Here is a 23554-nt window from a genome sequence, read left to right on the forward strand (position 1 = left end):
GTCAATTATTAAATTTAGAATACTTATTATAACAATTAGTCCCATTTTATCACCTTATTGAAAGCCAAAGAGGCTGCCCTTGTGAGACAGCCTCCTATGTTTCTGTCCCGTCAGGCGTTACACCTGACGGAACTATAAAATAATGAGCTACCTTACTCTTGCGTCCGCAAATATTCGAGCAGATTGCGGACGTCACTTTCCGCCAAATCGCCAACTGCCATAGTAGCGGCTCTTTTTCGCTTTAATTCGATTGCAATCGGGTCTTTCTGAAGCATCTCCGATGTATTCATGACCAAGTTCATAATCCATTCGGGGGAGCGTCGGTTTGTAATGCCTCTCAGTGCCGGACCGATATGGTCAGCGTCTAACTTGTGGCACATTTGGCAAACTTGCTTGAATGTCTTCTCGCCTTCGGCTGCCATCGCGGGATTGATGTCGCCCAATGTAACTGATGATATCGGACCGATACCCTTGTTTTCCATCGGGTCGGCGTCAGGAGCATCGCTGCCACATGAAATAACAAAGCTTACAATAGCTAAAGAGGCTAAAATTTTAAATAGATTTTTCATATTCACTCAGCACTTAGTTAAAAAGTCAAATATAAGTGCTTTAGATAAGACTATAAAATCTGATATGAATGTGGGTTTTAACTACTTAGGATTTTACTAATATTTCGGCTATCGCTTTCTTCAATTCCGGGAATTCGTAAACTAAAATCTCATCGACTATCATCAAATCAATGCCGTCATAGTCGTGAGTAATCCGGTTTCTTATAGAATATGATTCTTTGATGGGCAATACTTCTCTAATGCTTTGAGTTTCAATTTTGTTTAGTTTTTCTCCAATTTGCAAAAGATTAAACAAAATTGCGTTTTTACCTTCAAAATCGTTTAAAGCAGAATACGCACTACCGTATCTTTCGATTACTTTCTCTGCTTCTTCTATCATTTGCATTGTAAATTCTAACAGAGCCTTGTCTTTATCAGTCAACATAGTAAACCTCGGGCAAAATGTACTTTGCAGAAACTGTCCCGAGATATTTCTTTTGTACCAAATCAGCTTGAATGCCGAGAATTAAGGAAATGTATTCTTGGATTGCATCTAAACGTGCGACAGCTTTAAAACCTTTATACTTATCCCTAAAAACATTGTCCAAATCATACAAAATGTCAATGTCGCTGTTTGTGTCGGATTCGTCTCGTCTGAAAGAGCCAAAGACCCCTTCTATCACAAAGCCCTCAGCCAACAGCTGCTTCTTCAACTTACTTACCTTATTTAAAATTTCTTTATTCATTTTACATATATATTTATTCTCTCAAATCTCAACGTGCAATATATAAAAATATTTCTAAATCGCTGTATCAGCTACATCTGTCATTCGCATTTTGCCATCTTCGGCAGCCATTTTCAACCGGTTACAATTTGTAACCGTTTCATTGCCTTCTTTGGATGTAACACCCGCTAACCACCTCTTGAGAAGCTCTCAGTGCCGCTCTCGTGAGGGGCTGATGAGGGGGCGATATGGTGTGGGAGGGTAATCTTGAAACCGTCGTTTATATTTTATGATTAACCATTAAAATGTGCAATATCTATCAGAAGCACTTTGCCATGAATGGTCGCGAAATCAAAACTGATATATTGATCATAGTCATCGACGGAATGACACTTTCGTTTCACATCAATCGAAAACATATCTTTAGCAAGGTGATTATAACGATAAGGAAATCCACTTTTATAGAAATCTGAGATTTCAAGATTTTTTACCTTTTGTATAAAATGAATTGGTCCAGTATAAAATTCCGGGAAAGTTCTATCAAAATATTCAGGATTATAATAATCGCTGTTTTCAAATATTTCAACTATTTGATTAGGATTGTCAATGATTTTTTGTACAAATTCTCTTTCCTTTTTAGTCTCAGCTTTAAACTTTCTATATGTTGGAGTTAACTTCCAATATAAGTCATCAATCCCACGAATTCCTGTGCATGAATTCATAATGCCACTCAATATTATAGCTAATACGATATACATTTTCATCTTCATATTTTCGACCTAATTTGCATATTTAGTTTGAATTTTTATCCAATTACTATTTTGCAAACATATAAAAAAAACGAATAGCATCAAATTCAAATTACAAAATGTCTTGTTCCCCTTCTTGAGGCTGTCAGTTGTAACAACTGACAGGACAAAAAAAAAAAGCTGCCCATTCGAGCAGCTTTCTTGATATTTATTTTCTTAGTGTTTAGGCACTCTTGAGAGCGTCGGCACCACCGATGATTTCGAGCATTTCTTTTGTGATGTCGGCTTGGCGGGCTTTGTTGTATTGCAACTCGAGGAATGTAATCAATTCCTTGGCGTTGCGTGTCGCATTGTCCATTGCTATTCTGCGGGCGGCTTGCTCTGCGGCGTTGGATTCGAGCAGGGCGCTCCAAATTTTGATGTCCACAAGCTTTGGCAGCAAATCATCTATAATTGCCTCTTTCGATGGCTCGAAAATGTAATCAACTGATGTATTGGACTGTGTCGTTTGCTCGATATTTTCGATTGGCAACACGTTTCTGATTGACGGTGCTTGCCTCATGACGTTGATAAATTCATTTGTCACGACGACGACTTTGTCATATTGCCCTTCGATAAATTTTCCTGCGAATACATCCACAATTTGTCGTGTGTGTTCGAAATTTAATTGAGCAAAAATCCCCTGAAATTCGGCTATTACGTTGTAGTTGCGTTTTTTGAGAAATGATATGCCTTTTTTGCCGATTGCTACAAAATGGATGACCGCTCCGGGATATTGCATTTTCAATTCTTCGGAATGGCGAACGGCTTCTTTGAGCAAATTGGTGTTGAAACTACCACATAGTCCACGGTCGGAAGTCACAACGACGAGAGCGATATTCTTGACTTCGGTCGTTTTTCTGAGCAAAGGATGCGTGTAATCATCCGATAGCGAGGAGACAAGATTGGACAATATGAAGTCAATTTTGCGAAAATAGGGGCGAGCCGATTCAATTGACGTTTGGGCACGCTTCAATTTTGCAGTTGCAACCATTTTCATCGCCGAAGTGATTTTCGATGTACTTTTTACACCTTGAATCCGTTGTCTTATATCTCTTAATGTAGCCATATTCTTTCGTCGTTATTTTGCTTAATATATTTTTTGATTTTTTTCCAAGTAAGCGTTCACGTAATCCGCAACGCTTTCCTCGAGTGTTCTGAACTTGTATTTCAATCCCGATTCAGCTAATTTGCTCATGTCTGCTTCAGTATAATTTTGGTACTGATTGGCAATTGATTCCGGCATATCAACGTATTCGATGTCGGGCTTAATTCCCAAAGATGCAAAAACTGCATTTGCCAAATCATTCCAACTGCGAGATTGACCCGTTCCCAAATTGTAAATGCCCGAAAAACTGCTGTCAAGGAACATTTTCCAAACCACTTCGACTACATCCATTACATAAATGAAGTCGCGTTTTTGACCGCCGTCGCCAAATTCGGACGTGTTCGACTTGAACAAGCTAACTTTTCCGGTCTCTTTGATTTGCTTATATGATTTGAATACCATACTTGCCATTCCGGCTTTATGATATTCGTTCGGACCAAACACGTTGAAAAATTTAATTCCCGTGAAAGTTTTGTCCAATCCCGAATCAATTACCCAATTATCAAAGAGTTGTTTGGAAAATCCGTAGCAATTCAAAGGCATAAGTCCGTCAAAATTCTTATCAGAATAACCCAAACTTCCGTCACCATAAGTTGCAGCACTACTTGCGTAAATGAACTTTATATGATTTCGGTCAGCGTACTCGGCAAGGTCAATGCTGTAAGCCAAATTATTATCCAATAAATATTCGGCATCAGTTTCCGTAGTGGACGAGCATGCTCCGAAATGAATAATTGCGTTAATTCCTGCGGCAAATTCCCTTTGCTTTAGTTTTTCGCGAAATTCATCCTTGTTGTAATAATACTTGAACTTTTTGCCCAACAAGTTTTTCCATTTTTCATGGGTTCCCAAATTATCAACGACGAGGATATCTTTGATACCCTCATCGTTAAGTTTTCTCAAAAAACATGAACCTATGAAACCGGCTCCGCCTGTAAGGACTAACATATTATTTTTTCAAACTTTTCATAAAAGTCGAATTGAAGCTCTTAATCAAATCGTTAAGACGCTTCTTAATATCGTCGGTAAGTTCGTTTTTGTCCAAAATTTCTACTAACAAATCTGCGTGTAAATTATCAAAATACTCGTAGTATTCTTTTTCGTAACGTTTGATTTCATGCAAAGGAATATCGTCCAAGAAGCTGTTTGTAGCTGCATAAATCAACACAATTTGCTTTTCGACCGGTATTGGGTGGAACTGTGGTTGTTTCAAAATTTCTGTCAACAATCCACCGCGTTTCAATTTCGCTTGAGTTGATTTGTCCAAATCCGAACCGAATTTTGCAAATGCTTCCAATTCACGGAACATCGCTAATTCGAGTTTCAAGGGACCTGCAATCTTTTTCATTGCTTTAATTTGAGCGGCACCGCCCACACGAGATACCGAGATACCAACGTTCAATGCAGGACGAACGCCCGCGTTGAACAAGTTTGGTTCGAGATAAATCTGACCGTCGGTGATTGAAATCACGTTCGTCGGGATATATGCCGAGACGTCGCCTGCTTGAGTTTCGATAACCGGCAATGCAGTCAACGAACCGCCACCTTTACTGTCGTGTAATTTTGCAGCACGCTCTAACAAACGGCTATGGAGATAGAACACGTCACCCGGATATGCTTCGCGTCCCGGTGGGCGTCTGAGTAGCAATGAAACTTGGCGATAAGCCGCAGCTTGTTTCGACAAGTCATCATATACGATAAGTGCATCCATTCCGTTATCGCGGAAATATTCACCCATCGAGCATCCGCAGAAAGGTGCGATGAACTGAAGTGGTGCGGGGTCGGAGGCATTCGCAGTTACGATGATAGTATATTCCATCGCTCCGTATTCTTCGAGATACGATAATACGTTTGCAACTGTAGAACCTTTTTGACCAATTGCTACGTAAATACAGTAAACCGGTTTGATACCGCGTGCTTTGGCGTCTTCGGAGTGAGTATATTTTTGGCTGATGATTGTGTCGAGTGCCACAATTGTCTTGCCTGTTTGGCGGTCACCAATTATCAACTCACGTTGACCTCTACCAATTGGAATCAATGCGTCAATAGCCTTGATACCTGTCTGAAGCGGAACATTTACGGGTTGACGAAACATTACACCCAGAGCTTTTCTTTCAATCGGGTAAAATTGATTTGTATCAATAGGACCTTTGCCATCAATGGGAATGCCGAGCGGATTGACCACTCTGCCCAATAATTCTGTACCGATTGGCACTGATGCCACACGATTTGTACGGCGAACAGTATCACCTTCTTTTACTAAATTGTCATCACCAAATAATATGACGCCGACGTTGTCTTCTTCCAAATTTAGTACCATTCCGTACACATCATTCGGAAATTCGACAAGTTCAGCCGCCATTACGTTTCTCAATCCGTAAACGCGAGCTACACCGTCACCAATTTGAAGCACCGTCCCGACTTCGTAGATATCGGTTTCGTTTTCGAATCCTGATAACTGTCGTCTTAATATTGCTGATATTTCATCCGGACGAACATCTGCCATTGTAAAACCTTTATAATAATTTTAATTTTTTAATTGATTTCAACATCAAGAGTTTCTTTTAGTCTAACTCGTAAATTTTCTAATTTATTGCTAATCGAAGCATCAAATACTTTGTCGGCGATTCGCACCATTATTCCACCTTTGATAGACGGATTGATTACGAATGTCGGTTTTATTTTCTTCGCGGTAGATTTGGTAAGCGCTGCCAATACATTTGCCTTGGTAGCTTCGTCCATTTCACGGGCAGTAGTGATAGTTGCTTCGACAATATTATTTTCACGATTGTAAATTATCTCAAATTGTCTGATTATGCTAAGAATTAGCCATTCACGTTGCTTGTGAGCCAAAAGTTTGATGAATTCTAAGGTAGTTTCACCAATTTGGTTCGTAAATATTTCATCAAAAATTGCTTCTTTTTTGCGATGATTGATTACCGGACTTTTGATAAAGCTCAATAATTCCGAATTAGATGAAATTGTTCGCTGAACATTCAACATATCGGCATAAACTTTTTCTACCGAATCGAATTGAACAGCGATTCCGTATAATGCTTTGGCATATCTGCTGGAAACTTTTTGTTCAACCATGATTAATTATTCGGCAATTTATCAATGAAATCATTAATTAGCTTTTTGTCTTTTGCACCGTCCAATTTTTCCATCAAAATCTGCTCGGTAGCTTGAACAACAAGGTCGGCAACTTCGGAGCGTAATTGCACAAGAGCCGCTTCCTTAGTTCTTTCAATTTCTTTCAGAGCATCTTGAATTTTTGATTTTTTGACAGCTTCAGCCTCTTCGGTAGCTTTTTTGATATGCAAATCGGCTTGTTCTCTGCCTTTTGCCATCATTTCTGCTACTTGAGCTTGAGTATTATCTAACTTTTCTTGGCTTTCAACGAGCAATTTCATTGCATTTTTATTGGCTGCATCGGCGCTATCTATCGCATGTTGGATTGATTGTTCTCTTGCATTAATAGCATTGACAATGCCTTTGCCACCAAATTTGATAAGCAAAAACAAGAAAATACCAAAGTTGATAACAGTCCAGAAAACTAAACCGTGAGGTATATTTAAAATGGAATCCATATTTCCTCAATAATGAATTAAATAATAAAAATGATACATATTCTAAAAAAGAGTGTGGAACGGAATACTTTAATATTCCGCTCCAACTCGAAAAAATTCAATCGTTATTACTTAATTGCAAGCAATAAGCAAATAACGGCAGCGAACATCGCGATACCTTCGATAAGAGCGGCGGCAATAATCATGGTAGTTCTGATATCACCTGCAGCTTCGGGTTGTCTGCCCGATGCTTCTAAGGCTGATGAAGCCAATTTACCGATGCCCATACCGGCGCCGATTACTGTCAAGCCTGCTCCAAGTCCGGCGGCTAAAAATGCTAATGAATTTGCGTCCATTTCAAATCTCCAATTTTTGTTAGAATGATATATCAAATAAATTTAAATTAATGTGCATGACTTTCGTTTCCATGCTCGTGAGCATGGTCACCAATTGCTAAACCTACAAATATTGCCGTCAACATTGTGAACAAATAGGCTTGGATTGTTGCTACCAACAACTCGAGGGCGTAAATGAACAGTGAAAAAGCTGTGATTGCCGGCGAAAGTGCCAATGTCTTGAAAAAGAATAAAATCCCTAATAACGAGAGCAAAATCACGTGTCCCGCGGTCATATTTGCAAAAAGACGTATTGTGAGAGCGAACGGCTTGATGAACATACCAACTACTTCGATAGGAACCATTATGAAGGCTAACCACCAGGGAGCTCCGCCGAGTAAATGTTTGAACCATGCCCCAACACCCGAAACTTTCATTGCTGTTATATTGATTACGAGGAATGAGATTATAGCCAAACCTGCTGTGGTTGCAATTGCACCTGTCGCTGTATGACCTCCCGGGATTAATCCCATCAAATTCATCGTCCAAATGAAGAAAAATACGGCTAAGAAATAGGGGAGTAAGAAATCCGCCACTGCTACCGAAGGTATGTTTGGGCGAACCATTTGGTCGCGTACATATACTACAATCGATTCGACTGCATTTTGAAACCCTGAGGGTGCTTTGCCCGGACGCTTCTTGTATCCTACAAATGCTTTGCGGAATACTGCAACACAAATAAGAATTGCAAGCCATTGGAAAACTACAAAGTTGGTAATGGATAAATCCAAAGCAGGTGCAAGACCGGTTTCCTTATTAACTATTGATTTGTGACCTTTGTGCTCGGTCACTGTATATAATCCTGATTCTTTGACGGCATCAGTATTTTTAAAGAAATGAAAACCGTTGTCTATGTAAATTTTGGGGAGGTCGGTGATTTTGTATGCTCCAAAGTATAGAGCATCGTGGTCGTTTAATTTTCCCAACAATTGCATGAAAATCGAATCTTCTTGCTCTCCATGCCCGTGTGTTGTGTCGGAATGTGAATGAACGTGTTCATGAATTTCTAATTCGTCCGTTGAAATTTTAGTATCTATCAAATCCAACTTTGTGTTGGAATTATTTTGACTCATGCAAAAATCCTTTGTTTATCATTCATTTGAATTTTATCACGCTATAACGTTTGTTGATATATAATATTTCAACCAACAAAGCCAGAAAATGAGACGCTACAAAACTAATTGCGAAAACTACTTGGTCGAAACCACTGAACATTATAATAGCTACAACAATAACTACCGAAACCAAGAATTTGATTGCCAGCATTCCAAAAAATTTACTGACAAAATCCTTCCAATTCTGCTTCTCCATAATTTTTTCGAGCCTTTTGATTACTATAAAAGCCCCGATTGCATTAATGACGACTGACGTAAGTATAGCTAATAATGTCAAAGAGTTTTCTTGTCCTTAATTTCTTTACTTCTTTTACCTTCGGAATTTATCATTGCGACAGTTTTGAACAACTTGTACATACTGACTATGAAACCAAACAAACCAAGCACAAGAGTCCACAAAGGGGTTGTTCCGTACTTTTGGTCTATCCAATAATGACCAATCAACACACCAAATGCAGCAGGCAAGAAGGTCTCCAGACCAATAGTAATGTACCTTCCTGATTGCGACCAATTTCTTGGTTTTGATGAATTTCTGTCATTTTTTATTTCAAATTTCCGAAAATATTAAAGTTCAAAAATAAGACTTTTATACAAGACTAACAAGATATTTTGTCATGAATTTATTTTAATATGACATTGTCGTATCTAAAAGCCGTATTCAAACAAGTTTTTAATTACATCTTCGGTGAAAATATTTTCGGATTGACCATACCATTTGCCATCGGGAATCAAAATTAGAGAACCGTAAGTTGATGGGTCATAAGGAATGAAAGCAGAAGTAGCAATTTCCGTTTTCTCTTCCGGGCGATATTCATTGTCATAGTCTATGACGACAAATGTGCATCCGATTTCGTAAAAATCTTCATCAAGTGGATTGCCTTCATAGCCAAACAAAGTGAAGGGTATTCTAAATTTGAGCACGTAGCCTAAACTGTCGTCCAAATAATTTGCAACTGCTTTTATCAATTTCGAGTCTGCTTTCTGGATTTCAGTCAATTCATCATTTGTCGAAACTTTTACATAAGGTTCTTTATCCAAGAAATTTCCAGGGAATATGCTTACTCGGTACAAACCTTTGGTTGATTTTGTCCGGAAATCTACTTTTTTTCCGTTTCGTTCGGTGAATCTATCATAGCTAGGGTTTGGATTGATGTCAAACCAAATGTCTAAATAATCGGTAATGCAAGTGTCGCAGCTTTGGGTTACTACAACATCGTCAATGATTTCCACAGTAAAATACAAATAATCATCATCAAATGCGGAAGTAACTCTGAATGAGCAATCCTTCTCGCCTTTCCAATCATATGCACCTTCGTGAACGAAATCGGTATAATTTGCAAAAGTGTCCCCGAAATAACCTTTGTAAACAGTTCTGCCGCGTCTGTAAGTCGGTATGCTCAAGAAATCTCTGTAAAACAGCTCTTTTCCGCTTCGAGTATTAATATATTTTTCACTGCCGCGCAATGTCTTGTAGTTTCGGACACTTTCATGAGTCAAATCGCCGACTCGACCTGTATTGAAAACCTCACTTAGCAAAATTGAGCCGTTATCATAAGTATAGCCGTCCATTTTCCAGTGATTTTCTTCAAATTTTTTGGTAACAAAGCAAATATTATTTCTTATTACAACTCCAATTTCGAGCGGTAATTCGACAAATTGATATGTATGGTGGGCTACTTTTCGTAGAAAGCCGTCAATATCCACAAAAAGATAAACTTGCATGTTTCGCGACCTATCTCCGGCAAGTCTTAGAGTAATCCCAAGGTCAGAATGGTCATCGCCCGAGAAATCGCCAACATCATAGCCCCAAATAAAATAATCAACGCCTTGGGGCAATTGCTTATAAACGTCATCAATTAGTAGCCTATCAAAATATGGCTCCAATCGTTGGGCAAGTTCAGAAAATTTAAGACCTGATTGGCTATATGATATAGATGAGCCAAACAAGAAAAGTGCAATAAAAATTAAAAAATACTTTGCTATACTGTTAACTTTCATCAATTGCATACCATTATTTATTTAAATTATAAATTGAAGTCTTTATTTCAGTTAGTCCTGAGGCAATTCTTGCTCCAAGTTGCGATACCACTTTTGCTCCGGCTGATGAAGCTAATCTACCTGCAATTCTCAATGAATTTGTATCAATCAAACCATACATAAATGCTCCTGCAAATACATCTCCTGCACCTGTGGTATCTACCAGTTTAGCAGGATAAGCATCAATATGTTGCTTTTTGCGATTCCACAAGATTTGGCTACCCTGAGCCCCCATAGTGATGACTACATTTTGGCTTCTATCCGCAAAAAAGTCCATTGCTTCATCTATGGTTGATTTGCCTGTAAATGATAAGGCTTCGGCTTCGTTACAAAAGACTAATTCGCTATCATTGACAACTCGGTCTAAATTCGCTTTGAAATTATCGGTTATGAATGTATCCGAAAAAGTAACGGCAACTTTTGTATGATGAAGCCTTGCATATTCCATAGCTTTGAAAACGGCTTTTGTGCCTGATGGGTTAGAAAATTTATACCCTTCGATATAAAGCCATTCGGCGCGCTTAATCAATTCTTCATCAATATTTTTTTCTGTGAATAATGCAGTAGCTGCAAGAGATGTGTGCATTGTCCGCTCCGAATCGGGAGTTATGAGCACAACACATGTTCCGGTAGCTTTCTTGGGAATAGTTTGAGCACTTAATATTATGCCTAATTTCTTAAATTCTTGTGCGTAAAAAAGCCCAAATTCATCATCACCCACAACAGTCTTATATGCCGCTTTTCCACCAAGCTGACTAAATGCTATAATAGTATTAGCAGCCGAACCGCCACTACAGCGATTCATAGCTTTGCCTGCCAATGATTTTAAAATTTCAGATTGGATATCATCTTCGACAAGTCGCATTTCGCCCCGTCGAAGCCCAAGTTTTGCAAATTCAGCATCACTAAGTTCATATTGCAAATCCACTAATCCATTACCAAGCCCGAGAAGTTGAATATCTTTCATCTTTTAATCTTTTTCCTTATTTAATGCTAAATTTACGATTTTTTCGCAGAGTTCAGGGAATTCTATACCGATTTCCTTTGCAGCCATTGGTACTAAACTTTTAGACGTAAAGCCCGGTATAGTATTTAATTCCAAACACCATGGCTGACCTTCGTCGTCCAATCGGAAATCAACTCGCGCAAATCCTTCACATCCCAATACATTATATACAATTGATGCCATTGTCGAAGTGAATTCGGCGATGTCATCAGTCAAATCAGCAGGACAAATATATTCGGTTTTACCTTTTGTATATTTGTGTTCATAGTCATAAAATCCGTCGTGTGTTATAATTTCAATTATTGGCAACACTTCGTCACCAATTATCCCTACTGTTAACTCACGTCCTTCAATATATTTTTCGACCATCACCGGGTCTGAATATTTAGAAGCTAAGACAATTGCATTGTGAATATCGTCCAGATTGCCATTGTCAATTATTGTCAGCCCAATTGTTGAGCCTTGGTCGTTGGGTTTGATGACTAATTCTTTGCCCAATGATGAACGCAAATCTTTATAAACTTCCAAATTATCAATATCTTTTTTATGAACCATTTCCCATTGCGGAGTAAGAACACCTGCGGAGGAAAACATCATTTTCGAGGATGCTTTATCGCTCGAAAGGGCACTCGCTTTGACTTTGCTCCCGGTATAGGGAATACCGCGTAATTCGAGCAGCGATTGAATTAGCCCGTCTTCGCCATATTTTCCGTGTAATACTATGAATGCAACATCAATTGTATCGAATACATCGGACCCTATACAATCTATATATGCACGTGTTTCGAATTGCTTGAGGTCTTCAATATCATGAAATTTTTCAATATCGGCGATTTGTTCTTCACTCCGAGCTAAAAAATCAGCACCATAAGCCGGGTCAACGGGCACAACTTCGTAATTTAAAGAACGTAATGCCTCGATAACGGCTTTACCACCCGTGATTGCAACATTTCTTTCAGTTGAGATTCCACCATAAACAACAGCTATTTTCATTTATTTTCCAGAATTTAGTAAATATTCGTCATATAATTTTCTTAAGAATCGTACATCATCCCATACGAATTGTTTCCAATTCGGATTTCTGAGCAATGCCGCAGGATGATATGTTGTGAGCATTTTAATGTGGTGATAATCCATCACTTTTCCACGAATTTCGGACATCTTATGCGTTTTTTTGAGCAATGTATCAACCGAAGTCAGTCCCAACGAAAGTATGAAAGCAGGTTTTATCAAATCAATTTGCTTCTTCAAATATTGTTCGCATTTGTCAACTTCCTCTTTGACCGGTCTGCGATTGCCCGGAGGGCGACATTTGATGATATTTGCTATAAAGACTTCCTCGCGACTCAAATTGATTGATTCGAGTATTTTTGTCAGCAATTGCCCCGCACGCCCTACAAATGGCTTGCCTTGTTCGTCTTCATCTGCTCCGGGAGCTTCGCCAATCACCATTATATCAGCATTGGGATTGCCCGTGCCGAATACAAATTTGATTCGCGTTGCCCCAAGCGGACACTCTACGCATGTGTTGATTTGCGAATCAAGCTCGTCCAATGTAGAAGCGAATTTCCATTTGCTTGAAATGCTCAGCTTGCTTTCAGTCGCTTGTGGCGGCGAAATACTTTGTGTTTTCGGTTTGATTATTTCTTCCACTGTCAAAATTTCCTTTTGTGCTATCTTAGTTTCAGGCATTTTGAATTCAATTCCAACCTTATTATCAAGCAATAATCCGTTGCCGTATAGTTCGGCATTGAATTTCATATACTCGATAAGTCCGTTTTTTATGTTTGATTTCATATATGCTACCTGTCAACTATACAAAAGTAAGAAAAATGAACGACTTAAATTTAGACAATAAATCGGAATCAAAAACACGGTTTATTCATAAAATGATATTATTTTTGTATTTAGTATTGTTTAATGTGAACAAAATGTAAATTAAATGGAGAAAAGCCATGGAGATTAAGTCATTAAATAGCTTTGTTGATATAGCCAAAAGTAAAGTCAAGAAGAATCTTGTAGTAGCTGCTGCAGAAGATGAACACGTATTAGGTGCAGTCAAAGACGCAGTTTCAAATGATATAATTGAGCCAATCTTCGTTGGAAACAAATCTAAAATAGATGCTATTGCTGCAAAAATTGATTTTGATATTTCAAAATTTGAACTAATCGAAGAAAGTAATCCCGCAACTTCGGCTCAAATTGCAGTCAAACAAATAATTGACGGGCACGCTCAGATTTTGATGAAGGGATTGGTTGGTACTGCCGATTTTTTGAGGGCTATTCTACAGAAAGACAGCGGTTTGCGAAAAGGAGACTTATTATCTCATATCGGATTTTTCGAAGTCCCGACTTATCATAAAATCATTGCTCTGACCGATGCCGCACAAAATATCGCTCCCGATTTCAACGAAAAAATTGCTATATTGAAAAATTCACTCGATATGTTCAAACATCTCGGCTATGAGCGTCCAAAAGTGGCATGTCTGGCTGCGATTGAAGGTGTCAATCCCAAAATGCCTTCAACTATGGAAGCAGCCGCATTAACACAGATGAATCGCAGAAATCAAATCAAAGGATGTATCATAGACGGTCCTTTAGCTTTGGACAATGCTATTTCTAAGCTATCAGCTGAACATAAGGGAATCGAAAGCGAAGTCGCAGGCGATGCTGACTTACTTTTTGCTCCAAATATCGAAGTCGCAAATGTATTATACAAATCATTAACATATTTTGCTAATGCAACGGTTGCTGCTATTATTCTCGGTGCGTCTGTGCCGGTCGTGCTTACGTCGCGTTCGGATTCGGACAAGAGCAAGCTTATGTCAATCGCTTTAGCAGCATGTTATTAAAATTTTATCCAACAGGAAAATGAATCATGAAATTACTTGCTATTAACCCCGGTTCGACTTCAACGAAAATCGGTGTTTACGAAGATTTAAACTTATTATTCGATAAAACTTTGCGTCATAGTGTCGAAGATTTGGATGTTTTCCCATCTATCATTGACCAATATGACTTTCGCAAAAATGTGATTATCGAGGCATTGAAAGAAAATAATATTGATATTCGGGAAATTGAAGCCTTTGTGGGTCGCGGTGGATTAGTCAAACCAATTCCCGGCGGCGTTTATCGCACGAGCGCAGCGCTATTGGAAGATTTGAAAAAGGGTATTCTCGGCGAGCACGCTTCCAATTTAGGTGGAATTTTAGCTTATGAATTAGCCCGAACTGTCGGCAAACAAACGAATTCCTTCATTGTGGACCCGGTAGTTGTTGATGAATTGGATGATATTGCTCGCTATTCAGGGCGACCCGAAATGCCGAGAGTGAGCATCTTTCATGCTTTGAACCAAAAAGCAGTTGCAAGACGTTTTGCTCGCGAACGCGGGAAAAAATACGAGGACTACAACTTAATTGTAGTTCATCTCGGTGGTGGTATAACCGTTGGTGCTCACAAGAACGGACGTGTAATTGATGTGAACAATGGTCTCGATGGCGAAGGACCATTCTCGCCCGAAAGAGCGGGCAGCCTTCCTATAGGCGCACTTACTAAGATTTGCTTTTCCGGCAAATATCAATTGCACCAAGTTAAAAAGATGATTACCGGGCAAGGCGGCATCGTGTCCTATCTTGGCACAAACAATTGCATGGAAGTGGAGGAAAAAATCGAAAAAGGCGACCAACAAGCAAAAATGGTTTACTTGGCGATGGCATACCAAATTTCTAAGGAAATCGGCTCACTTGCTACTGTACTCGAAGGTAAAATTGATGCGATTATTCTCACAGGCGGAGTAGCTTATTCGGAATTGCTCACGAAGTGGATTCGCAAAAGAGTTGCATTTTTAGCTCCCGTTTTCATTTATCCCGGCGAAGATGAATTGCAAGCCTTAGCCGAAGGTGTATTTTTCGCCCTTAATGGCGAAATTGAAATCAAGGAGTATATTTAAAGCCGTATTGACGGCATTTGTTTAATTAAATGTTGAGGTGTTAAAAATGTCTCTCGCTACAAAAATAATAGATTTTTTTTCAAGAAAGAAAAAAATTGACGAGCCCGCTAAAGAAGGTAAGCTAAAACAAGCCAAAATGGGCAAATTGACGGCTCGGGAAAGAATAGAAGCGATTTTGGATGATGGTTCTTTTCACGAATATGACCTTTTTGTCGAGCACAAATCCGAAGATTTCGGAATGGACAAAAAGTATCTGCCACGTGATGGTGTTCTGACAGGCACAGGAACTATTATGGGCTATCCGGTTTGTATCTATGCTCAAGATTTTACTGTTGCAGGTGGCTCCCTTGGGTTGGCTCATGCTCGGAAAATCACAAAAATCATGGACCATTCCATAAAATTAGGTATTCCGCTAATTGGTATCAATGATTCCGGTGGTGCAAGAATCCAAGAAGGCGTTAACTCTCTTGCCGGATACGGCGAAATTTTCTATCGCAATACTTTGGCTTCGGGTTTTATTCCGCAAATTTCAGTTATTTTGGGTCCATGTGCAGGTGGAGCAGTGTATTCTCCCGCTTTGACCGATTTCGTTTTCGTCGTTGATAAAATTTCGAAGATGTTCATTACCGGTCCTGAGGTTATCAAAACCGTGCTTGGTGAAGAAATCAGCATGGAAGATTTGGGCGGTGCAAGAGTTCATGCCGAAATTACAGGCAATGCACATTTCTTTGCGGATTCGGAGCTTGCATGTTTTGAGCAAATCAAAAAACTCGTCACATTTATTCCTTGGAATAGTACCAAAAAGCCTGAGAAATTCCCTGCAAAGCCACCAAAAATCAATATGAACATCAATGACATCATACCCAAAGAACCGACAAAACCTTATGATATTCGTGATGTTATTAAAGGAATCGCAGATGATTCGGACTTTCTCGAAGTTCAGGAATTATGGGCTGCAAATATCGTAATCGGCTTTGCTCGATTCAATGGCGAAACAGTTGGCATTATTGGCAATCAGCCCTTGGTTTTGGCAGGTGTGTTAGACGTTGATTCATCGGACAAAGCTGCCAGATTTATAAGATTTTGCAATGCCTTCAATATTCCGTTGCTCACGCTCGTGGATTTGCCAGGGTATTTGCCCGGCATTGACCAAGAACATGCAGGTGTCATTCGACATGGTGCAAAGATACTATACGCTTACAGCGAAGCATCTGTGCCAAAAATCACTATTATACTCCGCAAAGCCTATGGCGGTGGTTATATTGCAATGTGCTCGCGCCATCTTGGTGCAGATTTCGTGTTTGCACTTCCCCAAGCTGAAATCGCCGTAATGGGTCCGGAAGGTGCAGCAAACATTATTTTCAAAAAAGAAATCACCGAATCGGACGACCCCGACAGAACTCGCAAAGAAAAAGTTGACGAATATATCGAAAAATTTGCGAATCCTTTCAATGCAGCTGCCGCAGGCTATATTGATGCTGTAATCGTACCGGACGAAATGCGTGATTACGTACTTCATTCATTACATATTTCCACCAACAAACAGGAAGCCAGACCCACCAAGAAGCACGGCATCCCACCATTTTAAGGAGATTGAAATGAATAATGATTTATATGACTTAAACATTGACGACACTTATTACGAGACAAAATTAACCAAAAAATTTGTCACGAGAAAGCGTTATGTACCACAAAATCATAAATTGATTAATGCTTTTATTCCCGGGACAATTCGGGAAATTTATGTCAAACCCGGGCAATTGGTCGAAATCGGACAGGATCTGCTTGTACTCGAAGCCATGAAAATGAAGAATCTTATCAAATCAGGCATCCAAGGCAAAATCCTGAAAATCCATGTTGAAATAAACAAAACAGTTGCCAAAAACGAATTACTCATCGAATATGAATAGCATTGAAAATATATTTTCAAATTTACCCCAATCAACGGACGAGATAATCGAAATACTCGTCCGTTCTCCGAATGTCAGAATCGAACGAATTATTTCAAGCTGCAACAACTCGCCTGATGGATTTTGGTATGACCAAGACGAAAATGAATGGGTGATTTTGCTTCAAGGCTCGGCAAAAATCGAATTTGAAGACGAGATGATTGATTTGAAAACCGGAGATTATTTATTAATTCCATCCCACAAAAAGCATCGTGTAGCCGAAACTTCCCCAACGGAAAAAACTATTTGGCTTGCAGTGTTTTATTAAACAAAAATAAAATTTTGTCAATATTAAACTTTTTCGTAATTTAAGTGTTATTAGAATATGATTATTCATTATTTTCTGAAAAATTATGAAAAGAAGGGACTTTTTATCCGGTTTTGTAGGAAACGCTACAGTTGCAAGCAAGCGTTCTGAACAATTTCTCGAAGAACCCAGCGGCGGTTTAGAAAAGTATGAAGGAATTTGGAGCCGAGCCGAAGCAGCGCATTTAGCGAAAAGAACACTTTTCGGATATAATAAGTCCGATTTGGACACTTTATCTGCTATGAGCATGGAGGATGCAGTTGCCAAATTATTAGAACCTGCTCCTGAACCCGACTTGCCAAAATATCCCTTTAAAGACGAATCCGGCATTGCTTATGGTGAAACATGGATAAACACAGGCTACGATCCCATGTTCGATGGAAATAAATTGCAGAGTTTACTTTCATGGTGGGTTGGGAATATGTTAGCCCAAAACCTTTCAATTACCGAGAAATTGATGTTGTTTTGGCATAACCATTATGTCACAGAATCTTTAATTGTATCTGATTCAAAAATCATGTACAAATATTTAGAATTAATTCGTAAAAATTCTCTCGGCAATATCCAAACTTTCACCGAAGAAATGACCATTAGTCCTGCGATGCTGCTATATTTGAACGGAGATACAAACATATTGGGCAGTCCGAATGAAAATTATGCCCGAGAGTTGTTCGAATTATTTACAATCGGCAAGGGACCAAATATTGCTCCGGGTGATTACACAACTTATACTGAGGAAGATGTCCTCGAAGCCTCCCGTGTACTAACAGGTTGGCGGGCAAACAAAGCCAATGCTATTGCTTTTTTCTTACCTAAGAGACATGACGCAGGAATCAAGAAATTTTCTAAAGCATTTGATTTCGCAGAGATTAGCAATGAAGGAGCGAATGAATATAAGACCTTAATCTCGATGATTTTTGCCAAATTTGAAACAGCTCTGAATTTAACTCGAGCAATCTACAAATGGTTCGTTTATTATGAAATTTCAGAAGAAACTGAAAAAAATGTTATCCAACCATTAGCTAAGCTACTAATCGAAAATAACTATGAAATCAAACCCGTTTTGAAAGCTCTATTTGAAAGTGCACATTTTTACGATATGCAAAATAGAGCAGTAATGATTAAAAATCCTTTTGATTTTCTTATTGGTATGTATAAAAATTTCGATACTGAATTTCCTGATATTCAAGACTATGAAAAGCGCCACACGCATTTATTCAATTTTGGATTTTATCAAGCTTTTGTCCAAGGAATGTTCCTCAGTAATCCGCCGAGTGTTGCCGGATGGCCCGCATATCATCAAGAACCATCATTCTATAGGTCGTGGGCGAGTTCAGTTTCAATTCAGTATCGAACCTTTTTAAGTGATGTTTTTATTTTAAATGGTTTGAAACAAGCAGAATTCACTCTTCAAGCAGATTTATTTAAAGTGGTAGCAAATTTCAGCCAACCCGAAAAACATCTCGAACTAATTAAAGACGCTCTTAATTTCCTTCTGCCTGATGTATTGGCTGAGAATATAATTCAAAATCAAAGTATGATGGATTACTTCTCCGAAGTAGTTTTGCAGACTAATCCCGATTATGAATGGACTTCCTTTTGGTTGTATATGGTTGATAATCCGGATAACAAGGAAGTTAAGAATGCAATTTTGTATCGGCTCAAATTATTATTTAGAAGTATTTTATCATCAGCTGATTATCATTTAATGTAGGAGTGAAAATGAAAAGAAGAGATTTCATCAAAACGAGTTTGGCAGCTTCTACTTTACCTATTATGATAAATGGGATGCCTGTTAATTTGATGTCGAGCCCATTTAATGAATTAATGGGATTTTTAGGGCAAGAAAATGACCGAATATTGGTTTTGATTAACCTTGTGGGTGGTAATGATGGGCTTAATACCGTAATCCCTATTGATAGATACGACTTACTTTCCAAATTTAGAGGACAAGTAATTATTCCCGAAAAAGATGTTCTCAAAATTAATGACGTAGTAGGCTTGCACCCATCTTTGCAGGGCTTGAAGAATTTACATGATGACGCCAAATTGGAGATTGTTCAATCAGTTGGCTATCCTAACCCCAATTTTTCACATTTTCGCTCTACAGATATTTGGACTTCGGCATCGGATTCGGATAAAGTTGTAACAACAGGATGGCTTGGGCGTTATCTTTCGGAATATCATCCCGATTTCCCGGCTAATTACCCAAATCAAGATTTCACCGACCCATTGTCAATTACAATTGGCGGTGTGGTTTCGGAGACTTGCCAAGGGCACGTCGCTTCCATGGGAATGGCATTAACTCCAAATGGGCAATTCTACGATTTGAATGACATTCCTTATGATAGTGAACTTGATATTCGCGCCGGATTGGAATTGAAATATATCAAATCTATTATCAGCCAAACCAACAACTATGCAGAAACGCTCAAAGGTGCTTTGGAAAAATCAACAAATTTGGCAGAGTATCCCGACGCTGCACAAAATCAATTATCTGAACAGCTCAAAACAGTTGCCAGACTTATCGCCGGTGGTCTGAAAACTAAAGTTTATGTTGTAAGTTTGGGCGGTTTTGATACTCACTCAGACCAAGTCCTGAGTGGAAATCCTCTTTTTGGTCTTCATGCTACTTTATTGCAAAGTGTTGCTGAAGCAGTAGGTGCATTCCAGCAAGATTTGAAACTTCATGGCTTAGAAGATAGAGTAGTTGGCATGACATTTTCCGAGTTCGGCAGACGAATTCTTGCGAATGCAAGTTTTGGAACTGACCATGGAACGTCGGCGCCAATGTTTTTGTTCGGTTCGATGGTCAATCCCGTTATACACGGAAGTAATCCATATATACCGGATGAAGTTACCGTCCGAGATAATCTGGATTATCAATTTGATTTCAGGTCTGTGTATTATTCGTTGCTTATGGATTGGTTTGAAGTTCCGCAAGATAAATTGGAAAAAATCATGCTCGGCAAATTTGATTATATGCAACTAATCAGGTCTTCATCGAGTGTTGGGGAATCGAATTTGCCACAAGCCCATTTATCGGTTTATCCAAATCCGGTCGTCAACAGAGCCTTCATCAATCATACTTTCGACGGTACAAGTGCCGCAAAATGCAGCATTTTGGATTATACAGGCAGATTACTTTTTGAATCGAATATAAATATAATTAACGGAAATGCTATTGAGTTAGATTTATCGCAATTCCCAAGTGGAACATACATTGTCAAAATTTCAAATGGTAAAAAATTTGGAACTATTAAATTGATGAAAATTTAATTTACCAATCCGGTTGGTCAATGAATTTTTCTAATCCGCTCGGGGTGTAGTTTCCTTCGCGTTTCATCATTTTTTCGATATATTTACCCAAAATATCGAATTCTATGTTAATTTTTTGACCGGGTTTCAAAGTTCGCAATGTAGTAACATCCCATGTATGCGGGATAACGGAAACCATAAAAGCGGAATTGTTCTCTCTCGCAACTGTCAGACTTACACCTTCAATCGCTATCGAGCCGTGAATTACGACGTATTTATAATACTCTCGGGGATATTCGACCCAGACGAGAATTCCGGTTTGCTCTTTTTCGATGGATTTGATATATGCAACACAATCCACATGCCCTTGGACTATATGCCCTCCGAGCCTGTCGCCGACAGCGGCAGCACGCTCCAAATTGACTTTGTCGCCATTTTTGAAATGTCCCAAAGTTGACTTTCGCAAAGTTTCTTCGACTGCTGTTACTTCAAATGTTTTATCGGTCAGAGAAACTACAGTTTGGCAAACTCCATTGATTGAAACTGAGTCATCAATTTTCAAATCGTCCATAATTTTCTTGGCAGCAATTATGAAATGCTTGCCGCCGCCAATGTTTTTGACCGAATCTATAGTTCCGATTTCTTCGATTAATCCTGTAAACATGCGTGCCTATTCGATACTATCAACATAAGCAAGGTCAATATTTCGTTTATTGATATTGACTTTGATAATTTTCACTCTCACTCTCATCCCGAGACCAAAGATTTTTTTGGTTCGCTTGCCGACTAATCTATATCTCGCTTCTTCAAAAACGTAGTAATCATCGTTAATATCACGAATATGAAGCAATCCTTCTGCCCATATATCATCCATTTGGACAAATAATCCAAATCCGGTGACACCCGTTATTGTACCGTTAAATGAACTTCCGATATGCTTTTCGGACATTACGGCATGAGTCAATTTGATTGACGCGCGTTCAGCTTCCATAGCGGTTCTTTCGGTGCTTGAAGTATGAAATCCGCAATCTTTGACAAACATTTTCAGAAAAACTAATCTGTCGGGAGACGGTTTGCCTTTTGCATATTCCTTAAGTAACCTATGAACGATTAAATCGGGATAACGCCTAATAGGTGATGTGAAATGCGAATAATCCGTAAATCCGAGTCCGTAGTGACCAACATTTTTATCAGTATAAATCGCTTTTGCCATAGAGCGTATCAAAACTTGGTTCACAACTCGTTCTTCGGGCTTGCCATCGAAACTTTCCAGAATTTTATTGATATCCGAAGATGTAATTTTCTTCTTTTTGGTTTTGTGACCCAAAGAAGCTATGAATTCCAAAACTTCGGTGATTCGTTTCGGGTCCGGTTCTTCATGAACTCGGTACAAAAACGGCAATTCCATGTAATATTCTTTACGCAATTTTTTGATATGCAGCGTTACTGTTTGATTTGCCAGTAGCATACATTCCTCGACAAGCGAAGTCGCTTTTGTTGTCTTTTTGAGCAAAACTTCGACCGGTTGCTTGTTTTCGTCGAGAATGAATTTGAATTCGGTAGTATCGAAATTGATTCCACCGTTACGGAACCTGTTATACTTGAGCCTTTCGGCTAAATCATGAAGTAGCAATATCAATTGTGCATTATCACCATTTTTGGATTCGATAATATCCAATACTTCATCGTAGTTGTAGCGTCTCTTGCTTTTGATAATTGATTCCGCAATTTCGTAATCAACTACATTGCCCTTCATATCAATTTCCATAAAAACCGAAAATGTAAGGCGAGGGACATTTGGATTCAGAGAGCAAATTTCATTCGATAATAATTCGGGTAACATAGGGACCACTCTATCCACAAGATAAACACTATTGCCGCGATAACGTGCTTCAATATCAGTTTCGCTATTTTCCGGGACATAATGGCTAACGTCGGCAATATGCACTCCAAGCTTGTAGTTGCCGTTTGGGAGCATATCTAATGACAATGCGTCGTCAAAATCTTTTGCATCGAATGGGTCAATTGTTATAATCAGCTTATTTCGCAAATCCATTCTGCCGGGTGGTTTTCGTTTAATATCCGGGACTACAGCCGCAAGTTCTTTCATTACGCCATCGGGAAATTCCGTGGGCAATTCAAATTCGCGAATTATAGAATCAAATTCTACAACCGGAACGCCCGATTTGCCGATGATTTCTTTTACTTCGGCGGTTGGAGACTGAAGTGGGTCATCCCAATGCAAAAGGCTTGTTTTGACTTTATCGCCGAGTTTTGCACCTTTGAGTTTTGTTTCCGGAATCAGAAAATCAACATAATAATGTGCTTCGTCAGGTATGAGGAAGTAGTAGTAGCCGTTATAATCTATCGTTCCGACGATTGCTGTTTTATTTCGTTCGATAATTTTTGTGACTTCACCGCGAGCTTTTTTGCCCTTTTTTTGTGCATGAAGTTGCACTACAACTGTATCGCCGTGAAGCGCTGTGTTCAAATTTCGAGTTTGAATGCTGACTTTCGGTGCAAATGATAGTTGTGTCTCAATAACTCCCTTATCATTTTCAATTCTAATGGTACCTGTAATCGTCGAGTCGGAATCATTTTGCTTGAAAATATATCTGCGTTTAGCGGTCTTTTCGATTACACCTGTTCCGATAAGATGCTCGAGAGAACTTTGCAATATAGCATAATCTTCAGTATCAGATTTGATACCGAGTGATTTTGAAATATCCAAAAGCCTCAATGGAACTTCAGAATTTAGAATCAAATCGAGAAGTTGAGTTGTTAATTTTTCGCGTTTCAT

At 38.9% G+C, this 23554-nt stretch carries 26 protein-coding genes; 7 read left to right on the top strand and 19 right to left on the bottom strand.

What is annotated here, in order from left to right; all coding sequences use genetic code 11:
* Positions 1-152: 152 nt before the first annotated feature.
* From M9949_08755 to M9949_08835, 17 genes are all read right to left on the bottom strand, one after another.
* Positions 153-569: a c-type cytochrome gene (locus M9949_08755; protein ID MCO5251495.1), complete on the bottom strand. Its 417-nt coding sequence runs from the start codon at positions 567-569 to the stop codon at positions 153-155.
* Positions 570-654: 85 nt separating this feature from the next.
* Positions 655-993: a DUF86 domain-containing protein gene (locus M9949_08760; protein ID MCO5251496.1), complete on the bottom strand. Its 339-nt coding sequence runs from the start codon at positions 991-993 to the stop codon at positions 655-657.
* Positions 983-1261 carry a nucleotidyltransferase domain-containing protein gene (locus M9949_08765; GenBank protein ID MCO5251497.1) on the bottom strand — a complete coding sequence of 93 codons (279 nt, stop codon included), beginning with the start codon at positions 1259-1261 and terminating at the stop codon, positions 983-985. The genes M9949_08760 and M9949_08765 overlap by 11 nt, the downstream gene beginning before the upstream one ends.
* 305 nt (positions 1262-1566) lie before the next feature.
* Positions 1567-2031: a hypothetical protein gene (locus M9949_08770; GenBank protein MCO5251498.1), complete on the bottom strand. Its 465-nt coding sequence runs from the start codon at positions 2029-2031 to the stop codon at positions 1567-1569.
* A 214-nt stretch (positions 2032-2245) separates the two neighbouring features.
* Entirely contained in the window at positions 2246-3130 is an 885-nt protein-coding gene (gene atpG / locus M9949_08775; GenBank protein MCO5251499.1) for an ATP synthase F1 subunit gamma, read from the bottom strand.
* Between the two features lie 21 nt (positions 3131-3151).
* Positions 3152-4117, bottom strand: coding sequence for an ADP-glyceromanno-heptose 6-epimerase (gene rfaD, locus M9949_08780; protein ID MCO5251500.1), 966 nt, complete (start codon positions 4115-4117; stop codon positions 3152-3154).
* 1 nt (position 4118) lies between these two features.
* Positions 4119-5675 carry a F0F1 ATP synthase subunit alpha gene (atpA, locus tag M9949_08785; GenBank protein MCO5251501.1) on the bottom strand — a complete coding sequence of 519 codons (1557 nt, stop codon included), beginning with the start codon at positions 5673-5675 and terminating at the stop codon, positions 4119-4121.
* A gap of 29 nt (positions 5676-5704) precedes the next feature.
* Positions 5705-6262, bottom strand: a complete 558-nt coding sequence (atpH, locus tag M9949_08790; protein MCO5251502.1) for an ATP synthase F1 subunit delta — start codon at positions 6260-6262, stop codon at positions 5705-5707.
* A gap of 2 nt (positions 6263-6264) precedes the next feature.
* The gene (gene atpF, locus M9949_08795; GenBank protein ID MCO5251503.1) at positions 6265-6759 is read right to left on the bottom strand and encodes a F0F1 ATP synthase subunit B; all 495 of its coding nucleotides are present in this window, start codon (positions 6757-6759) and stop codon (positions 6265-6267) included.
* A gap of 107 nt (positions 6760-6866) precedes the next feature.
* Positions 6867-7094, bottom strand: coding sequence for an ATP synthase F0 subunit C (gene atpE, locus M9949_08800; protein ID MCO5251504.1), 228 nt, complete (start codon positions 7092-7094; stop codon positions 6867-6869).
* Positions 7095-7141: 47 nt separating this feature from the next.
* Entirely contained in the window at positions 7142-8206 is a 1065-nt protein-coding gene (gene atpB / locus M9949_08805; protein MCO5251505.1) for a F0F1 ATP synthase subunit A, read from the bottom strand.
* 22 nt (positions 8207-8228) lie between these two features.
* The gene (locus M9949_08810; GenBank protein ID MCO5251506.1) at positions 8229-8525 is read right to left on the bottom strand and encodes a hypothetical protein; all 297 of its coding nucleotides are present in this window, start codon (positions 8523-8525) and stop codon (positions 8229-8231) included.
* Positions 8522-8713: an AtpZ/AtpI family protein gene (locus tag M9949_08815; GenBank protein MCO5251507.1), complete on the bottom strand. Its 192-nt coding sequence runs from the start codon at positions 8711-8713 to the stop codon at positions 8522-8524. Before M9949_08815 ends, M9949_08810 begins: the two co-directional genes overlap by 4 nt.
* Before the next feature lie 180 nt (positions 8714-8893).
* Positions 8894-10246: a hypothetical protein gene (locus M9949_08820; GenBank protein ID MCO5251508.1), complete on the bottom strand. Its 1353-nt coding sequence runs from the start codon at positions 10244-10246 to the stop codon at positions 8894-8896.
* 13 nt (positions 10247-10259) lie between these two features.
* Positions 10260-11252 (bottom strand): adenosine kinase, encoded by a 993-nt coding sequence (locus M9949_08825; protein ID MCO5251509.1) that lies wholly within the window; start codon positions 11250-11252, stop codon positions 10260-10262.
* Positions 11253-11255: 3 nt separating this feature from the next.
* The gene (locus tag M9949_08830; GenBank protein ID MCO5251510.1) at positions 11256-12284 is read right to left on the bottom strand and encodes a D-alanine--D-alanine ligase; all 1029 of its coding nucleotides are present in this window, start codon (positions 12282-12284) and stop codon (positions 11256-11258) included.
* Positions 12285-13088 (bottom strand): uracil-DNA glycosylase, encoded by an 804-nt coding sequence (locus tag M9949_08835; GenBank protein MCO5251511.1) that lies wholly within the window; start codon positions 13086-13088, stop codon positions 12285-12287. It abuts the gene before it with no gap.
* 158 nt (positions 13089-13246) lie between these two features.
* Here M9949_08835 and M9949_08840 point away from each other — a divergent pair, with 158 nt between their 5' ends.
* From M9949_08840 to M9949_08870, 7 genes are all read left to right on the top strand, one after another.
* Positions 13247-14143: a bifunctional enoyl-CoA hydratase/phosphate acetyltransferase gene (locus tag M9949_08840; GenBank protein ID MCO5251512.1), complete on the top strand. Its 897-nt coding sequence runs from the start codon at positions 13247-13249 to the stop codon at positions 14141-14143.
* 26 nt (positions 14144-14169) lie between these two features.
* Complete coding sequence (gene buk / locus M9949_08845) at positions 14170-15240, top strand: butyrate kinase (GenBank protein ID MCO5251513.1); 1071 nt, start codon at positions 14170-14172, stop codon at positions 15238-15240.
* Between the two features lie 46 nt (positions 15241-15286).
* Entirely contained in the window at positions 15287-16828 is a 1542-nt protein-coding gene (locus tag M9949_08850; GenBank protein ID MCO5251514.1) for an acyl-CoA carboxylase subunit beta, read from the top strand.
* A 10-nt stretch (positions 16829-16838) separates the two neighbouring features.
* Positions 16839-17150 carry an acetyl-CoA carboxylase biotin carboxyl carrier protein subunit gene (locus M9949_08855; GenBank protein ID MCO5251515.1) on the top strand — a complete coding sequence of 104 codons (312 nt, stop codon included), beginning with the start codon at positions 16839-16841 and terminating at the stop codon, positions 17148-17150.
* Complete coding sequence (locus M9949_08860) at positions 17143-17457, top strand: cupin domain-containing protein (GenBank protein ID MCO5251516.1); 315 nt, start codon at positions 17143-17145, stop codon at positions 17455-17457. Before M9949_08855 ends, M9949_08860 begins: the two co-directional genes overlap by 8 nt.
* 85 nt (positions 17458-17542) lie before the next feature.
* Positions 17543-19210 (top strand): DUF1800 domain-containing protein, encoded by a 1668-nt coding sequence (locus M9949_08865; protein ID MCO5251517.1) that lies wholly within the window; start codon positions 17543-17545, stop codon positions 19208-19210.
* An 8-nt stretch (positions 19211-19218) separates the two neighbouring features.
* Positions 19219-20775, top strand: coding sequence for a DUF1501 domain-containing protein (locus tag M9949_08870; GenBank protein MCO5251518.1), 1557 nt, complete (start codon positions 19219-19221; stop codon positions 20773-20775).
* Position 20776: 1 nt separating this feature from the next.
* Here M9949_08870 and M9949_08875 read toward each other — a convergent pair whose 3' ends face one another.
* Together M9949_08875 and rnr are read right to left on the bottom strand one after the other, a co-directional pair.
* The gene (locus M9949_08875; protein MCO5251519.1) at positions 20777-21418 is read right to left on the bottom strand and encodes a riboflavin synthase; all 642 of its coding nucleotides are present in this window, start codon (positions 21416-21418) and stop codon (positions 20777-20779) included.
* A 6-nt stretch (positions 21419-21424) separates the two neighbouring features.
* On the bottom strand, positions 21425-23554 hold the full coding sequence (gene rnr / locus M9949_08880) for a ribonuclease R (GenBank protein ID MCO5251520.1): 2130 nt from the start codon (positions 23552-23554) through the stop codon (positions 21425-21427).

The organism is Candidatus Kapaibacterium sp., assembly GCA_023957315.1.
In the GTDB taxonomy this organism is placed as follows: Bacteria; Bacteroidota; Ignavibacteria; order Kapaibacteriales; family UBA2268; genus PGYU01.

What these genes read in the sequence shown, in the direction of transcription:
- atpG (MCO5251499.1), bottom strand. Translation starts at nt 3,130, where the DNA reads ATGGCTACATTAAGAGATATAAGACAACGGATTCAAGGTGTAAAAAGT.
- atpE (MCO5251504.1), bottom strand. Translation starts at nt 7,094, where the DNA reads ATGGACGCAAATTCATTAGCATTTTTAGCCGCCGGACTTGGAGCAGGC.
- atpH (MCO5251502.1), bottom strand. Translation starts at nt 6,262, where the DNA reads ATGGTTGAACAAAAAGTTTCCAGCAGATATGCCAAAGCATTATACGGA.
- M9949_08870 (MCO5251518.1), top strand. Translation starts at nt 19,219, where the DNA reads ATGAAAAGAAGAGATTTCATCAAAACGAGTTTGGCAGCTTCTACTTTA.
- atpA (MCO5251501.1), bottom strand. Translation starts at nt 5,675, where the DNA reads ATGGCAGATGTTCGTCCGGATGAAATATCAGCAATATTAAGACGACAG.
- rfaD (MCO5251500.1), bottom strand. Translation starts at nt 4,117, where the DNA reads ATGTTAGTCCTTACAGGCGGAGCCGGTTTCATAGGTTCATGTTTTTTG.
- M9949_08875 (MCO5251519.1), bottom strand. Translation starts at nt 21,418, where the DNA reads ATGTTTACAGGATTAATCGAAGAAATCGGAACTATAGATTCGGTCAAA.
- atpF (MCO5251503.1), bottom strand. Translation starts at nt 6,759, where the DNA reads ATGGATTCCATTTTAAATATACCTCACGGTTTAGTTTTCTGGACTGTT.
- atpB (MCO5251505.1), bottom strand. Translation starts at nt 8,206, where the DNA reads ATGAGTCAAAATAATTCCAACACAAAGTTGGATTTGATAGATACTAAA.
- M9949_08840 (MCO5251512.1), top strand. Translation starts at nt 13,247, where the DNA reads ATGGAGATTAAGTCATTAAATAGCTTTGTTGATATAGCCAAAAGTAAA.
- M9949_08865 (MCO5251517.1), top strand. Translation starts at nt 17,543, where the DNA reads ATGAAAAGAAGGGACTTTTTATCCGGTTTTGTAGGAAACGCTACAGTT.
- M9949_08825 (MCO5251509.1), bottom strand. Translation starts at nt 11,252, where the DNA reads ATGAAAGATATTCAACTTCTCGGGCTTGGTAATGGATTAGTGGATTTG.
- rnr (MCO5251520.1), bottom strand. Translation starts at nt 23,554, where the DNA reads ATGAAACGCGAAAAATTAACAACTCAACTTCTCGATTTGATTCTAAAT.
- M9949_08760 (MCO5251496.1), bottom strand. Translation starts at nt 993, where the DNA reads ATGTTGACTGATAAAGACAAGGCTCTGTTAGAATTTACAATGCAAATG.
- M9949_08755 (MCO5251495.1), bottom strand. Translation starts at nt 569, where the DNA reads ATGAAAAATCTATTTAAAATTTTAGCCTCTTTAGCTATTGTAAGCTTT.
- M9949_08860 (MCO5251516.1), top strand. Translation starts at nt 17,143, where the DNA reads ATGAATAGCATTGAAAATATATTTTCAAATTTACCCCAATCAACGGAC.
- M9949_08855 (MCO5251515.1), top strand. Translation starts at nt 16,839, where the DNA reads ATGAATAATGATTTATATGACTTAAACATTGACGACACTTATTACGAG.
- M9949_08830 (MCO5251510.1), bottom strand. Translation starts at nt 12,284, where the DNA reads ATGAAAATAGCTGTTGTTTATGGTGGAATCTCAACTGAAAGAAATGTT.
- M9949_08820 (MCO5251508.1), bottom strand. Translation starts at nt 10,246, where the DNA reads ATGAAAGTTAACAGTATAGCAAAGTATTTTTTAATTTTTATTGCACTT.
- M9949_08770 (MCO5251498.1), bottom strand. Translation starts at nt 2,031, where the DNA reads ATGTATATCGTATTAGCTATAATATTGAGTGGCATTATGAATTCATGC.
- M9949_08850 (MCO5251514.1), top strand. Translation starts at nt 15,287, where the DNA reads ATGTCTCTCGCTACAAAAATAATAGATTTTTTTTCAAGAAAGAAAAAA.
- M9949_08835 (MCO5251511.1), bottom strand. Translation starts at nt 13,088, where the DNA reads ATGAAATCAAACATAAAAAACGGACTTATCGAGTATATGAAATTCAAT.
- buk (MCO5251513.1), top strand. Translation starts at nt 14,170, where the DNA reads ATGAAATTACTTGCTATTAACCCCGGTTCGACTTCAACGAAAATCGGT.